The 13,886-nt window shown below is 67.4% G+C and carries 16 protein-coding genes; 10 read left to right on the top strand and 6 right to left on the bottom strand.

The annotated features are described in order from the left end of the window. Positions 1-10: 10 nt before the first annotated feature. From alc to ACFVMC_RS26120, 4 genes are all read left to right on the top strand, one after another. Positions 11-1,027, top strand: a complete 1,017-nt coding sequence (gene alc, locus ACFVMC_RS26135) for an allantoicase (RefSeq protein WP_379214451.1) — start codon at positions 11-13, stop codon at positions 1,025-1,027. A 177-nt stretch (positions 1,028-1,204) separates the two neighbouring features. Further along, positions 1,205-1,648, top strand: coding sequence for a MarR family winged helix-turn-helix transcriptional regulator (locus ACFVMC_RS26130; protein ID WP_379214449.1), 444 nt, complete (start codon positions 1,205-1,207; stop codon positions 1,646-1,648). After that, a complete protein-coding gene (locus ACFVMC_RS26125; protein ID WP_379214447.1) occupies positions 1,645-2,067 on the top strand; it encodes an organic hydroperoxide resistance protein in 423 nt (140 codons plus the stop codon). The genes ACFVMC_RS26130 and ACFVMC_RS26125 overlap by 4 nt, the downstream gene beginning before the upstream one ends. Before the next feature lie 4 nt (positions 2,068-2,071). Next, positions 2,072-3,049, top strand: coding sequence for a zinc-binding dehydrogenase (locus ACFVMC_RS26120; RefSeq protein WP_379214445.1), 978 nt, complete (start codon positions 2,072-2,074; stop codon positions 3,047-3,049). Positions 3,050-3,106: 57 nt separating this feature from the next. Here ACFVMC_RS26120 and ACFVMC_RS26115 read toward each other — a convergent pair whose 3' ends face one another. From ACFVMC_RS26115 to ACFVMC_RS26095, 5 genes are all read right to left on the bottom strand, one after another. After that, on the bottom strand, positions 3,107-3,505 hold the full coding sequence (locus ACFVMC_RS26115) for a type II toxin-antitoxin system VapC family toxin (protein ID WP_379214443.1): 399 nt from the start codon (positions 3,503-3,505) through the stop codon (positions 3,107-3,109). After that, positions 3,498-3,749 carry a type II toxin-antitoxin system Phd/YefM family antitoxin gene (locus tag ACFVMC_RS26110; RefSeq protein WP_379214441.1) on the bottom strand — a complete coding sequence of 84 codons (252 nt, stop codon included), beginning with the start codon at positions 3,747-3,749 and terminating at the stop codon, positions 3,498-3,500. Before ACFVMC_RS26110 ends, ACFVMC_RS26115 begins: the two co-directional genes overlap by 8 nt. Positions 3,750-3,888: 139 nt before the next feature. Further along, a complete protein-coding gene (locus ACFVMC_RS26105; RefSeq protein ID WP_379214439.1) occupies positions 3,889-5,448 on the bottom strand; it encodes a DHA2 family efflux MFS transporter permease subunit in 1,560 nt (519 codons plus the stop codon). Positions 5,449-5,534: 86 nt separating this feature from the next. Beyond that, complete coding sequence (locus ACFVMC_RS26100; RefSeq protein WP_379214437.1) at positions 5,535-7,466, bottom strand: nitrate/nitrite transporter; 1,932 nt, start codon at positions 7,464-7,466, stop codon at positions 5,535-5,537. A 130-nt stretch (positions 7,467-7,596) separates the two neighbouring features. Beyond that, on the bottom strand, positions 7,597-8,034 hold the full coding sequence (locus tag ACFVMC_RS26095; RefSeq protein WP_379214435.1) for an SRPBCC family protein: 438 nt from the start codon (positions 8,032-8,034) through the stop codon (positions 7,597-7,599). Positions 8,035-8,231: 197 nt separating this feature from the next. Between ACFVMC_RS26095 and ACFVMC_RS26090 the strand changes: the two genes are divergently transcribed. Genes ACFVMC_RS26090 through ACFVMC_RS26065 form a run of 6 tightly spaced genes read left to right on the top strand, consistent with a single transcriptional unit; the run spans position 8,232 to position 13,490 of the window. Further along, complete coding sequence (locus ACFVMC_RS26090) at positions 8,232-9,650, top strand: ATP-binding protein (protein WP_379214433.1); 1,419 nt, start codon at positions 8,232-8,234, stop codon at positions 9,648-9,650. Then, on the top strand, positions 9,650-10,069 hold the full coding sequence (locus tag ACFVMC_RS26085) for a roadblock/LC7 domain-containing protein (protein ID WP_379214431.1): 420 nt from the start codon (positions 9,650-9,652) through the stop codon (positions 10,067-10,069). Before ACFVMC_RS26090 ends, ACFVMC_RS26085 begins: the two co-directional genes overlap by 1 nt. Further along, a complete protein-coding gene (locus tag ACFVMC_RS26080; protein ID WP_379214429.1) occupies positions 10,066-10,413 on the top strand; it encodes a DUF742 domain-containing protein in 348 nt (115 codons plus the stop codon). The genes ACFVMC_RS26085 and ACFVMC_RS26080 overlap by 4 nt, the downstream gene beginning before the upstream one ends. Next, on the top strand, positions 10,388-10,987 hold the full coding sequence (locus tag ACFVMC_RS26075; RefSeq protein ID WP_379214427.1) for an ATP/GTP-binding protein: 600 nt from the start codon (positions 10,388-10,390) through the stop codon (positions 10,985-10,987). The genes ACFVMC_RS26080 and ACFVMC_RS26075 overlap by 26 nt, the downstream gene beginning before the upstream one ends. After that, positions 10,984-12,234: a cytochrome P450 gene (locus tag ACFVMC_RS26070; RefSeq protein WP_379214426.1), complete on the top strand. Its 1,251-nt coding sequence runs from the start codon at positions 10,984-10,986 to the stop codon at positions 12,232-12,234. The genes ACFVMC_RS26075 and ACFVMC_RS26070 overlap by 4 nt, the downstream gene beginning before the upstream one ends. A gap of 23 nt (positions 12,235-12,257) precedes the next feature. Then, positions 12,258-13,490, top strand: a complete 1,233-nt coding sequence (locus tag ACFVMC_RS26065; RefSeq protein ID WP_379214424.1) for a hypothetical protein — start codon at positions 12,258-12,260, stop codon at positions 13,488-13,490. Here the strand turns inward: ACFVMC_RS26065 and ACFVMC_RS26060 are convergent. Continuing rightward, positions 13,477-13,857 carry a DUF1304 domain-containing protein gene (locus ACFVMC_RS26060; RefSeq protein ID WP_379214422.1) on the bottom strand — a complete coding sequence of 127 codons (381 nt, stop codon included), beginning with the start codon at positions 13,855-13,857 and terminating at the stop codon, positions 13,477-13,479. The genes ACFVMC_RS26065 and ACFVMC_RS26060 overlap by 14 nt on opposite strands. Positions 13,858-13,886: the final 29 nt, after the last annotated feature.

Below are 13,886 nucleotides of genomic sequence, written 5' to 3'. Positions count from 1 at the left end.
GGGAGAACAGATGTCAGACTTCACCGCCCTGCCCGATCTCGCGCTGCGCACCAATCTCGGCAGCGTGATCGCGGCCAGCGACGAGTCCTTCGAGGAGCGCGAGAACCTGATCAATCCCTGGGCGCCGAAATTCTCCCCGGAGACCTTCGGCCCCAAGGGGCAGGAGTACGACGGCTGGGAGACCCGCCGCCACCGCGGCCCCGGCGACGACTGGGCCATCGTGCGACTGGGCATGCCCGGCATCGTGCGCGGCATCGTCATCGACACCGCATGGTTCAAGGGCAATTTCCCGCCGTTCGCCTCGATCGAGGCGTGCCGGGTGCCGGGCTACCCGTCGGTGGCCGAACTGGAGTACGCCGACTGGGTCGAGATCCTGGCGCGCAGCCCGCTGACCGGTGACGCCGTGCACGAGTTCCCGGTGAGCGACGAGCGGGTCTTCACCCACGTGCGCCTCACCATCTACCCCGACGGCGGTGTGGCGCGGCTGCGCGTGCACGGCGAGGTGGTGCCGGATCCGGCGCTGCTCACCGGTCTGACCGTGGATCTGGCCGCGCTGGCCAATGGTGCTCGCGCCCTGGGCTGCTCGGATATGTTCTACTCCGCGCCGGACAATATGATCAGCCCCGGCCTGGCGCGCAACCAGGCCGAGGGGTGGGAGACCAAGCGGCGTCGGGACAGCGGAAACGATTGGGCCACTTTTAGTCTCGCCGCGCAGGGAGTGCCGGAGCTACTGGAGCTGGATACGACGAACCTGCTGTTCAACGCGCCCGGCGAAGCCCGGCTGCTCGGTATCGACCTGAGCGGCGGCCAGCCGCTGCCGCCGGTCGACGATCCGGCCTGGTTCGAACTGCTGCCCCGCACCGCGTTGCAGCCCGACACCCCGCACCGGTTCCGGCTGAACAACGAGCGCGCGGCGACGCACGTGCGCCTCGATATCTATCCGGACGGCGGCCTGGCCCGCCTGCGCCTGTTCGGCTCGCTCACCCCGGCCGCCGAAGCCCAGCTCACCGCGCGCTGGACCGCATAGTCCGTAATCCCCGTCGTCGTGACGTATTCGGCCGGTTCCACCCGCCGACGTCCCGGCGCACGCCGGATCCCGTACTACGTCTGGGCACCGGCGTGCCCCGGGACGTCGGCGGCGCTGTGACCCAGCCCACCGACAGTTTGGTTGTGCACAACTTAGTTGTGGACTACCGTTCAGGGAGTGACCGACCACCTTCGCCTCGACGAGCAGCTCTGCTTCCCGCTGTACGCGGCGTCGCGGGCGATGACCGCGGTCTACCGAACCAAGCTGGACCGGCTCGGGCTGACCTACCCGCAGTACCTGGTGATGCTGGCGCTGTGGGAACACGACGGTCGCTCGGTCGGCGAACTCTGCACCACGCTGTCGCTCGATTCCGGCACCCTCTCGCCGCTGCTCAAGCGGTTGCAGGCGGCCGGTCTGGTCGAACGGCAGCGCGGCACGTCCGATGAACGGCGAGTCGAGATCCGGCTCACCGGACGCGGTCGTGACCTGCGGGCGCGAGCCCGCGACATACCGAGCGAAATGGCCGAAGCCGCCGGCCTTTCGATGGACGAGGTCGCCGCCCTGCGCGACACCCTGCGGCGCATGACCGAGGCCCTGGCCTCAGAACGGGAGAAATCATGACCCCCCTGTACACCGCCGAAGCCCTGGCCACCGGCGACGGCCGCAACGGCCACGCCCGCACCACCGACGGCAAGGTCGACGTGAACCTCTCCGCGCCCAAAGAGCTGGGCGGCAACGGTGAGGGCACCAACCCCGAGCAGCTCTTCGCCGCCGGTTACGCCGCCTGCTTCCACGGCGCGCTGCGCCTGGTCGGCAAGAACGACGGAGTGAACGTCGACGATTCCGCGGTCGGCGCGAAGGTGAGCCTCGGCAAGAACGACGCGGGCGGCTTCCAGCTGGCCGTGGTCATCGAGGTCACGCTGCCGAACCTGTCCCGGGACGAGGCGCAGGCGCTGGCCGACAAGGCGCACCAGGTGTGCCCGTACTCCAACGCCACCCGGGGCAATATCGACGTCGCCGTGACCGTCGCGGAGGACTGACCCGATGCGCGCGGTGGTGATCGACGCCTTCGGCGAACCGAAGGATGTACTGACCGCGGGGGAGGTGCCGACCCCGGAACCCGGGGCGGGGCAGGTGCGGGTCGCTCTGATTCTCGCGCCGATCCACAATCACGACCTGGCCACCATCCGGGGCGTGTACGGCTACAAACCGGAGCTGCCGGCCATCCCGGGCACCGAGGCGGTAGGCCGGATCGATGCCCTGGGTCCCGGCGTGACCGGCCTGGAAGTCGGTCAGCGCGTGAGTGTTTCGGGTATCCACCAGGCCTGGGCCGAGTTCTTCCTGGCCAAGGCCGGACAGGTGGTGCCGCTGCCGGACGCGATCGGGGACGAGACCGCCGCCCAGCTCATGGCGATGCCGCTGAGCGCGCTCATGCTGCTCGAGGATCTGAATGTCACCGCGGGCGACTGGATCACCATCAACGCCGCGGGCGGCGCGGTCGGCCGGTTGCTGAATATGCTTGCGCGCCGACGCGGTGTGCATGTGCTCAGCCTGGTCCGCCGTGCCGACGCGGTGCATGCGCTGCGGGCGCAGGGCGCCGAGGCCGTGGTCGACACCGAAGCCGAGGACTGGCGGCAGCAGGCCGCCACCCTGACCGGCGGCGCACCGATCCTGCGCGCCGTCGACCAGATCGGCGGCCCCGCCGCCGGCGATTTGCTCGACCTGCTCGCCCCCGCCGGCGAACTGATCTCCTTCGGTGCCCTCTCCGGCAAACCACTGACCATCAACCCCGGCCCGCTGATCTTCAAACAAGCGGTGATCAAGGGGTTTTGGGGCTCCAAACGCGGCGAGGAAACCAGCCGTGACGACATGCGCCGCCTCATCACCGAACTGGTGACCATGGCAGCCACCGGCGCCCTGGCCCTGGATCTGGCCGCGACCTACCCGCTCGACCAGGCCGCCGAAGCGGTTGTGGCCAGCGAAACCCAGGGGCGTACTGCGAAAGTCGCCTTGCGACCCTGACCGGGTGAACGACAACAGCGCAGGCCCATCGGCCTGCGCTGTTTGCGTACGCACCGCTCACACGGCGACAAAGTTCAACAATGGCTCCAATCCTTTGAAATCATCGGGATTGCGAGTGAACAAGGGCAGACGGTGCTGCACAGCGGTAGCGGCGATCTGCAGGTCGGCAACCCGACTGCGGGGTTTGCGCCCGCCCTGGTAAACCAGAAATGCCAGCGAACCGTACACATTGGCGGTCTCGGCGTCGAACGAGATCGGATTGAACGACTTCATTACCCACTGGAATCGGAGCTGGCGTTGTGCCTGTTTGCCGGCATCGGCCGTGGAGTGCAGACCGGCGGCGAGTTCGGCCAGACTCACGGCGCTGATCGCGGCCTCGGCCCCGTCCGGCAGCCGCACGTTCTCGTAGTCGATCAACACCGAGGTGTCGAGCAGGATATGTCGTGGTTCACTCACGGTCGGAGACCTCTGTATCCAGGATTGCGTCCATGTCGGCACGCCACTCGGCGTAATCCATCGTGGGTAGCTGTGCGCTGGTGGCGGCGAGTTCGGATACCGGGACGAAGGTCCGCCGCGTCAGGGGCTTCAGTTCGGCCACAGGTCGGCCATTGCGGGTGATCGTGAACTCTTCGCCCGCCTCGACGGCATCCATGATCTTGCCGCTGTCGTTACGGAGGTCGCGTTGACTGATGGTGCGCATACCGGCGATTGTACTCAATGTGCTACGTGGTGTACGGATTGCTACGTATTGGGTGGTACCACTCGATCGCACCATGCGACGTGCAGATACAACTCGGGCCCACGACGCCGAAACGTCGTGGGCCCGAGACGGTTTCGAGCTAGTGCACCATTACCGGCGCGTCACCCTCGACCGGGACCTCCGGCTTGGTCCGCGGCAGGAAGTAGGCCGGGATCAAGGCCAGGACCATGAGGATCAGCGCGACCACGAAGGTGTTGCTGAACGATTCGGCGGCCAGGCTCAGACCGTGTGCCTTCTGCTCGGCGAGCTGGGCCGCCTGTTCCGGCGGCAGCGTGGCCGGATCCGGCATGGCGGCGGCCTGTTGCGCGGCCGCACCGCCGGTCGGCAGACCCTTGTCCTTCATCTGGTTGGTCAGGATGACCGCGATGACCGCCGTGCCGATGGACCCGGCGGTCTGGTTGATGATGTTCATCAACGTCGAACCGCGCGCCACCTGCTGATGGGTCAGCGTCTGGATGGCCGCCGTCATCACCGGCATCATGGTGCAGCCCATGCCGAGACCCATGATGAACAGCCCGGTGCCCAGCATGAGGTACGAGCTGCCGGCCTCGAGCTGGGTGAAGAAGGCCATGCCGATGCTGATCACCGCGATACCGGTGAGCACGATCTTGCCCGGGCCGATCTTGTCGACCATCCGGCCCGCGATCGGCATGGTCAGCATGGCGCCCAACCCCTGTGGCGCCAGCATCAATCCGGCCGAGAGCGAGGTCTCGTTCTGCACCGACTGCAGGAACGACGGCAGCAGCAGACCCGCGCCGAAGAACGCGGCCGCGAACAGCGTCATCGTCAGCACCGAGAACAACAGTGACTTGTTCTTGAACAGGTACAGATCGATCAGCGGATGTTTGGCGCGCAAGGCGTGCAGGACGAAGCCCACCAGCAACGCCGCGCCGATCACCATGGTCACCCACACCTTGGGTGCGGTGATCGTGCCCTCGTCCGGGATCGAGGAGACGCCGAACAGGAACAGCGCCAGACCCGGCGACGCGAGCAGCATGCCGACGAAGTCGAAGGACTCCGCGGGCTGCGGCTTGTCCGAGGGCAACACCAGGAAGCCGTAGATCAGCGCGATGATGCCGAGCGGCAGGTTGATCCGGAAGATCCACTCCCACGAGTGGGCGTCGATCAGCCAGCCCGCGAGAATCGGGCCGCCGATCGGGCCGAGCAGCATGGGAATACCGAGCACGGCCATGACGCGGCCGATCCGCTGCGGGCCCGCGGCGTGGGTCATGATCGTCATGCCGAGCGGCATGAGCATGCCGCCGCCCAGACCCTGGATGACGCGGGCGCCGATCAGCGATTCGATGCTCCACGCGTAACTGCACAGCACGGAGCCGACCACGAAGAACGCCAGCGCGGACAGGTAGAGACGTTTGGTACCGAACCGGTCGGCCGCCCAACCGGTCAGCGGGATCACCGTGGCCAGGGCCAGGGTGTAGCCGGTCATCGACCATGCCGTCAGCGCGTAGCTGGAGCCCCATTCCTTCTGGAATTCGGGGATGGCGATGGTGACGACGGTGATGTCGAGGATGGACATGATCGCGCCGAGCACGACGACGCCCGCGATCTTGAACACCCTCGCATCGAGCTTGTCGTCGGCCGGGTCGGACTCGGCCTTTGTATCCGGAGGTGATGTCACCGGTTAAGGGTGCCAGTTGGCCGGGGAAAGCACCAGGGATGGACCCCAGGTCCGGAGAGTGACCACCGCCACTCTCCGGTCCCGGGCTACTTCGACAGCTCGGCCAGCTCGCGCTGCACGACGGCGTCGTGGGCGGCGGCCTCGGCGGCCGCCTTCTTCGGGCTCCAATGTCCCGACATCACGAATACGAACGGAATGAACAGGACCTGGGCGATCAGGCAGATCCACCACCAGCGGCCCCACTGGCCGGGCGAATCATGCTTGGCCTGCTGCACTTCCGGACCGCGCTCGGCCAGGTAGGCCCGATCGTCGGCGGAGATCGTGCTGATCGCCTGGAGCTTGGCGGCCGCGTCGCGCAGCTTGGGGCCGACCGTGGCCGCGACTGTGAGCTCGGCGCGCGGCACGGCCTGGGTGGCCGTGAGCCGTGCGATGGCGTCGTTCACGGGGATGCCGAACTTCTGCGCGACCTGGCCGACCGCGGCGAGCCCCGCATTGCCGTCGGCCGGGTCGGCCGCCAGCGCGGCCTGGGTGTCCGGCGCGATGGCGTTCAGCGTTTCCAGCTCCTGCGGATACTTCGCGCTCAGCGCCATGGTGGTCTGGATGTCGGCGGCCGAGGCGCCGGTCAGCTTCTGCATGGCCGTCAGCTGCGCGACCTGATCATTGGGGTTGGCCTGCAGGGCCGCCAACGTATCGGGTCCGACAGTCTGGATGGTAGCCAGTTCGGATGCGTGCCTGGCCTGGATCTCGCCCAGGCGCGGGCCGTAGTTCACCAGTGGCCCAGCGGCATTCACCACGAGCAGCAGACCGAACAGCACCAGCGTGACCACGCCGCGCAGCGTGCCGCCCCACACCGCCAGGCCCACCGCCGTGGCCGCGGGATTGCGCTCCTCCACGGTTTCGGTGAAGCTCGCCATCCAGGTCGAGTAGGCGATGCCGGTACCGACCGCGATGAGCGCGAAAATCCAGGCCCAGGTGTAATAGCCGGTGTCGGGCCGGTCGTTGTGCTGGATCAGGATGAACATGCCGGTGATGGAGATGAGCGCGCCCGCGATCATGAACGGCTTCCGCACTTTCAGCCGGTCCGAGACGATGCCGGCCGTGACGAGCGCGATCGCGTTGGCGCCCCAATACCAGTTGCCGAGGGCATTGGCCTGCGCCGAGGTGAAACCGAAGTTGGTCGCCATATAGACCGCGAGGAACGAGACGATCGTATAGAAGAACGACAAGAACAAACTGATGCCGAGAGCGGAGCCGACAATATTCAGTTTCAGCATCTGCTTCCACTGATCGCGTTCCAGTTCTTCGACATTCAGGCCCCGGGCGCGCGCCTCCACCAGTGCTTTGTCCCGGAGCGAGACCATCACCTGATCGCGTAGCGCTGGACTCAGTTCGCGCAGGCCGACCACCGCGAACACCGAGATGACCAGGCAGATCACGCCGCACAGCCGGTAGTGGTACTGCCAATCCGGGTGCGCGTCGAGGGTGCGGGTGGAAATGGCGGTGGTGACCAGCGCGCCGATCACCGGGCCCATGGTCCAGAACCCCATCGCCGAGGCCCGGCCCAGCTGCGGGGAGAAGTCCCGGATCAGCGCGGGCGTCGCCACCAGGACCGCGCCCTCCACGACGCTCACCAGGATGTAGACGATCAGATACGCCTCTTTACTGGTGGTCGCGGGCACCGCGAACAGCGTCAGCGCCGACACGATCACCACGCCGTAGGCGACGATATTGGCCCGCCCCCACCGGTCCAGGACACCGGCCACCACCGAGGCGACCGCGCCGAACGCGGCGCCGATGATGAAGATCCAGACGAAATAGGCGAAGGACAGATCGAAATTGGCGATCAGCTCGTTGCCCACCGCGCCGGTGACAAACAATTGGTAATACAGGGCGATCGAGGTGATGACCACGACGGTCAGATACCACGCCCGCGCGGGCGTCTCGGGATAATGCGGTAGTTTGCGTTGCCAGAGTCCGGTGAGCAGGGTCGGCGGTGCGGGGATCGACGGCGAGTTCATAGCCGAAATACCTTTCTGACCTCGGCATCTCGCGTCCTTCGCAGCAACCGCCGAGTTCGCACACGGTAGCCACCGTCGCTACGCCATGCGCGGATTTCGGCCAACCGTCCCGCTCATCGGAATCGTCGGATCATTTCTCCCCGTACAGCGCGACGAACTTGTCGAGCGAACGTTCGATATCGCCCTTGATCGCGCGGGCGACGGTGGTGCCGATCGGGCCGAAGAGGGGGCGGCCGCCGAGTTCGATGTCGACGGTGACCTCCGAGCCGGAGCCCTTGGGGGCGACCAGGAGTTGCAGGCCGAGTTTGGTGCCGCCCTTGCCGGCGCCGCGCAGCTTCAGGCGTTCGGGCGCCTGCGCCTCTTCGACCGTCCAGGTGACGCGGTTGCGAAAGCCTTTGACCGTCGCGACGCCGACCAGCGTGCTGCCGGGGGTGAGCTCGGCCGGTACCTCGCTGCGCCATGCTTCGTGCATGGTCAGCCACTGATCGAGCTCGGACAGATTCGAGGTGTGCGCCCATGCCCGCTCGGGAGGCAACGGGACGGCAACGGAAACCTTCAGCTTCGCCATGCGCGCATGGTAACCGGTACCGCCGGTTCTTCGAATTCTTAAGAGTTGCTGAATGTTACGCGTTCGCCGCGATCCTGCTAGTGTGAGCGAGTCTGCGGGAGAGTGCGTGATCGCCTGTCCCGCAGGCAATGTGAGGTTCTGGCTCCAGTTGTCGGCGGTGTGAACGAAAGGCGTGACGTAACCGGATGAACCTAGATATGGCGCAGGTACTTCCGTGGATTATCGCTCCGGCGCTGGTCGCCGCCGTCGTGGCGTATTACGTCAACGCCGGTAGACGCCAGCAGCAGCGGATCGATGAGCTAACCCGCCAGCAGCGTGCCTACGAGGACACGCTCGAGTCCTTCGCCGTGCACACCGTTCCGGCGATCACCGACGCGGTCCGCCGCTACGAGAACCCCAGCAACGCCATCGAGACCCCGGCGACCTTGGAGAACTCGCGCTTCGTGCAGTGCCTGCACTGGCTCGGTGATCGTTATGCCGACGAGTTGCGGAAGGTCCAGATCGACGCCGAGGAACGCAAGCGCGCCGGCATCGAGCAGGCCGACGTCGCGGTGCGGGCCGAGGTCATGGGCGCGGCACGTGACGCCACGTCCGGCGCGGTGCGCGCCTTCGGTACCTCCGTGGTCAGCCTCGGCGCCGACGCCGGCCAGGTGGTCAGCGCCGCGCTGCGCCAGCACCGCGACGACGAGGTCTACGCGACACTGACCCGCATCGACCACACCGTCCAGCAGATGATCCGCCAGGCCCAGTCGTACGTGATCGTGTGCGGTGGTCTGCCCGGTCGGCGCTGGCCGGCCCAGTCGCTCACCGACGTGGTCGGCGGCGCGACCGGCCGCGTGCGCGACTACCTGCGCGTGCGGGCCGCCGAATCGGATCGGGTGGTCATCAGCCGTGCGGTGGAGCCGCTGGTGCATACGCTGGCCACCCTGCTGGACAACGCGCTGCGCTATTCGCCGCCGACCTCGTTCGTGGACATCAGTTTCCAGTCCGGCCACCACGGCGTCACCGTCATCATCGACGACGCGGGCGTGCGGATGAACGCCGAGCAGATGGAGGAGGCGCGCCAGATCCTCGCGGGCGAGCGCACCGTGGACATCCACGAGCTCGGCCCCGCGCCGAAGGTCGGTTTCCCCGGTGTCGCAGCACTGGCTCGACGCTACGGATTCACCGTCTACATCGATGGTCCGAACGCTTACGGGGGTATGCGGGCAATGGTTTACATTCCCGAATCGTTGCTCAGCACACCGGCGGTCGCGCCCGTGGTCGAGGCCGCGCCGCGCCCGGAGCCGGTCGCCGCGGCGCCCGCCGCCGCCGAACCCGATGCCTCGGGAGCGGAGCCGACGTTCGCCGTGCACGAGATCACCAGTGGCGGCCTGCCCAAGCGCCGCCGCCGGCCGGTCGCGCCGGCGGTCGCCGCCGTGCCGCCGAGTCCGGTCGGTCCGCGCTCCGAACCTTCGCTGCCGCGCCCGGATATCGCCGCGGCCTGGCAGTCCGGATCCAAGACCGGTCGCGCCGCGGCCGAGGATTCGGCGGCGGGCGACTCGGACGCGTCTGCACAGCAGAATCCCGAAGGGCACGAGCACCATCAATTCAGCACGGAAGGGACGACGTCTTGATGAGTACCGCAACCGATTCCAGTAACAAGCTCGGCTGGTTACTCGAAGAGCTCGCCGTGCCAGGGGTGCGGTTCGCGGTGCTGCTGTCCGAAGACGGTCTACGCATCGCGCACTCGCAGGGCATCACCCGCGACAACGCGGAGCGTTTCTCGGCCGCGGCCTCCGGATTGCGTTCCCTCGGTAAGGCGCTCGGCGAATTCTGTGGCGGCTCCACCAGCGCGCTGCGGCAGAACATGACCGAGTACGACGAGGGCATGATCTTCATTACCGCCGCCGGAGATGGTGCGCTACTGGGTGTTTCGACCAACACCGACGCCGACGTCGGCCTGGTCGCGCACCGCATGAACGAGCTCGCCGCCCGTGTCGGTCACGAGCTAGGCAACTACTCACATCGGAGAGCGGACAGCGATCGGCGATGACCAGGCCACGGCGCGACCCCGACCTCGTCCGCTCCTATGTGCGAACCGGCGGGCGTTCCCGCGCCAGCCGGGACCTGGATCTGGTGACCCTCGTCGTGGCGGCGGGCGCCAGTCTGCCTCAAGGCGCACGGCCGGAGGCGCGGCGGGTGCGGGAGGTATGCGACCGCGGCGCGCTCTCGATCGCCGAGATCGCGGCCTATCTGGACCTGCCGCCCTCGGTGGTCAAGATCGTCGTCTCCGATCTGATCGACCACGAATGCCTGGCGATTCCCGTGCCCACCAACGTGCCCCAGCTGGCGATTCTCAAGGAGGTTCTCGATGGGCTCCGTGCTCTCCCGGCCTGAAGTAAATTATGTGCCGGAGACCGTGACCCGATCGGTGAAACTCTTGGTGGCGGGGAACTTCGGCGTCGGCAAGACGACGTTCGTCGGCAGCGTTTCCGAGATCGCACCGTTGCGCACGGAGGAGACCATCACCGAGGCCAGTATCGGCATCGACGATATGGCCGGGCTCGGCGAGAAGACACAGACCACCGTCGCCATGGATTTCGGCCGCATCACGCTGAATCCGCAGCTGGCGCTGTATCTTTTCGGCACGCCCGGCCAGCAGCGGTTCGTGCCGCTGTGGGAGGAACTGGCGCGCGGCGCGCTCGGCGCGCTGGTGCTGGTAGACACTCGTCGGATCGAACGGTCCGACGAGGTGCTGTCGGTGCTGGAGGAGCGCGGTGTTCCGTACTCCGTGGCGATCAACGCCTTCGAGGGCGCGAAACGTTTCCCGCTGGAGGAGGTCCGCGACGCCCTCGATCTCGCACCCGAAACCCCGCTCACCCAATTGGATGCCCGCAATCGCGGCACCTGCCTGCAAGCTCTGATCACGCTCGTCGAATTCCTGTTCCACCGTCAGGAGTCTCTGCTGTGACCTTGCCTTCCCAGGCCCCCGGCTGCCCCGTCCCGCACGGCTCGCCGGTCGATACCGATGGTCCGCGCGTGCCGCTGTATGGCGACGGGTTCGCCGCCGACCCGCACGGTGCCTACGCCGATATGCGCAGGCGGTTCGGTTCCATGGTGCCGGTCGAGCTGGCGCCGGGTATCCCGGCGACCCTGGTGATCGGCTATCACACCGCGGTGCAGATCCTCAACGATCCGGATCATTTCCCGGCCGATCCGCGGACCTGGCAGCAGCATGTGCCCAGTGATTGCCCGGTGCTGCCGATTCTGGAGTGGCGCCCGAACGCCACGCGCACTGCGGGGGTCGAGCACCTGCGTTATCGGCAGGTCAATGTGGCCGCCGTATCCGCGGTGGATCTGCACGCGCTGCACACCACCGTCGAACGGGTCGCGATACCGCTGATCAACGGCTTCTGCGGGGACGGCTACGCCGATCTGATCAGCCAGTACGCTTTCCCGCTGACCTTCGCGGTGCTCAACGAGATCATCGGTTGCTCGGCCGATATCGGACAGCAGATCGCCAGCGGCATGGCCGCCATCTTCGAAGGCGTCAATGCCGACAAAGGCAACGCCATGCTCACCGACGCACTGATGCAGCTCACCACCCGCAAGCGCAAAGAGCCCGGTGACGACATCGTTTCGCGACTGATCGCGCACCCGGCCAACCTCACCGACGTGGAAATGGTCCACCAGCTGGTGACGCTCTACGGCGCGGGTATCGAACCCTTGCAGAACCTGATCGTGAACACACTGTTGTTCATGGTCACCGATGACCGGTTCGCCGGGAATCTGCTCGGTGGCAGCATTTCCACCCGCGACGCGCTGGACGAGGTGCTGTTCAACGATCCGCCGATGGCCAACTTCTGTGCGACGTTTCCGCGTCAGCCGATGCTCATCGACGGGACGTGGCTGCCCGCGCATCAGCCGGTCCTGATCAGTATGGCGGGCTGCAACAACGATCCCGCCATCAACGCGGGGGAGTACACCGACAACCGTTCGCATCTGGCGTGGAGCCTGGGGCCGCATTCCTGCCCGGCCCGGTCGGTGGCCTACCTGGTCGCCCAGGAGGCGATCGACCAGATCCTGGACGCCATTCCGGAGATGAGTTTGGGCGTGGCGTCGGCGGCGCAGCTCGAATGGCGGCCGGGGCCGTTCCATCGTGCGCTGGTGTCGCTTCCGGTCACCTTTCCGAAATCGCCACCGTTGCACGTGTTCTGAGCGACGTTCTTCCGGGGGGATCAGTGCGGGCGAAGTGGGTCGTACGCGGCCTGGGCATGGTCGTGACGCTGCTCTGTGTGCTGGCGATGGCTCGGTTCGTGTGGCCGCAGCCCGGGCCGGGCGAGCAGCCCGGCTGCACCTATCGGCAACTCGCGTTCCTGCGTTCGGCGCTGGACGACGGTGCCGATCACGAGGCGCAGGAGCTGTTCCCCGAAGGCTATGTCTTCATGAACGCGCTGTACGGGCTGTCGTGGTTGCAGGCGGGCGAACGGGACATGGCCCGGCGCCCGCAGGCGTTGCGGGAATCCCGGTGGGCGCTGCGACGATTGGAATCGGCCAGCGGTACCGCGGTGTTCGATCCGCGCATGCGGCCCGCCTACGGCGTGTACTGGGCCGGGTGGTCGAACTGGCTGCGCGGCCGGGTCATCGCGCTCGGCGGTGGGGACGACGAACTGGTGCGGCGGTTCGAGGCGGCCACCGCGGAGCTCGCCGACGCCTTCACCGCCTCGGCCACACCGTTTCTCGCGGCCTATCCGGGACAGGCCTGGCCGGTGGATTCGACGGTGGCGATCGCCTCGCTGCGCCTGCACGATCGACTGCGGGTACCCCGCTTCGGCGCGGTGGTCGACCGCTGGCTCGCGGCCGCGCGGGATCGCCTCGATCCGGCGACCGGGCTGCTGCCGCACGAGGTTTCGGCCACGGACGGCTCCGTGCTGGAGGGTGCGCGGGCGACCTCGCAGACCTTGATCCACCGCTTCCTGCCCGAGATCGACGCCGAGTTCGCCCGCACCCAGTACGCGGCGTTCCGTCGGCAGTTCCTCGCCTACCCGGGGGGTTTCGGCCCCGCGCTGCGTGAGTTCCCGCACGGGCGCGACGGTGCCGGCGACGTCGATTCCGGACCGCTGGTCGCGGGAATCAGCCTGTCCGCCACCGTGGTCGGAATGGGTGCGGCCCGGGCCAACGGTGACCGGGAACTGGCGACGGCACTGGGCGCGACGGGGGAGTTGCTCGGCCTGCCCGTCACGGTGCCGGGCAGTAAACGCTATGCCTTCGGGCTCATGCCGATCGGCGACGCGTTCGTGGTGTGGTCGGCCACCGCGCGACCGGTGGTCCAGCCCGCGGCGGACTTCGCGATCCGCTGGTGGTGGCGGCTGCCGTGGCTACTGCTCGTCACCGTCGTCGCGCTGGCGCCGTGGATCCCGCTGCTGTGCCGCCGGATCCGGGCCCGGACCGCGAAAGCGTTCAGAGCTGGGTGATCGTGCCCAGCAGGGTGAGGGCGGGAACGGTGCCCTGTGCCGCGGCGGCCTTGACGAAGCGGCGATCGGTGCCGACCAGCACGCAGGCAGCCGCCAGCATCGACCCGCAGCCCATGATGATCAGCGCCCAGCCCGCGGCCGGGCACGGCCGGACCAGCGCGACGCCCACCACGGTCCCGATGGCCAGGAATAGGTTGTAGAACCCCTGATTGAAGGCCCACGGCCGGACGGCCTGGAGTTCGGTGTCGTCGACCAGGAAAAGCCCGGCGTGCACTTTGCGGTCGGTGAAGCGCAGGCTCTCCAGCGTGAAGATGTAGAAGTGGATGAGCGCGGCCAGGACTGCCAGGATCTGTACTACAGCGAGCACGGGCCCTCCTCGGATCGATCACTCGGCAT

It is taken from the genome of Nocardia sp. NPDC127579, from assembly GCF_042672005.1.
Lineage (GTDB): Bacteria > Actinomycetota > Actinomycetes > Mycobacteriales > Mycobacteriaceae > Nocardia.
This window is presented reverse-complemented; position numbering and strand designations above follow the sequence as displayed.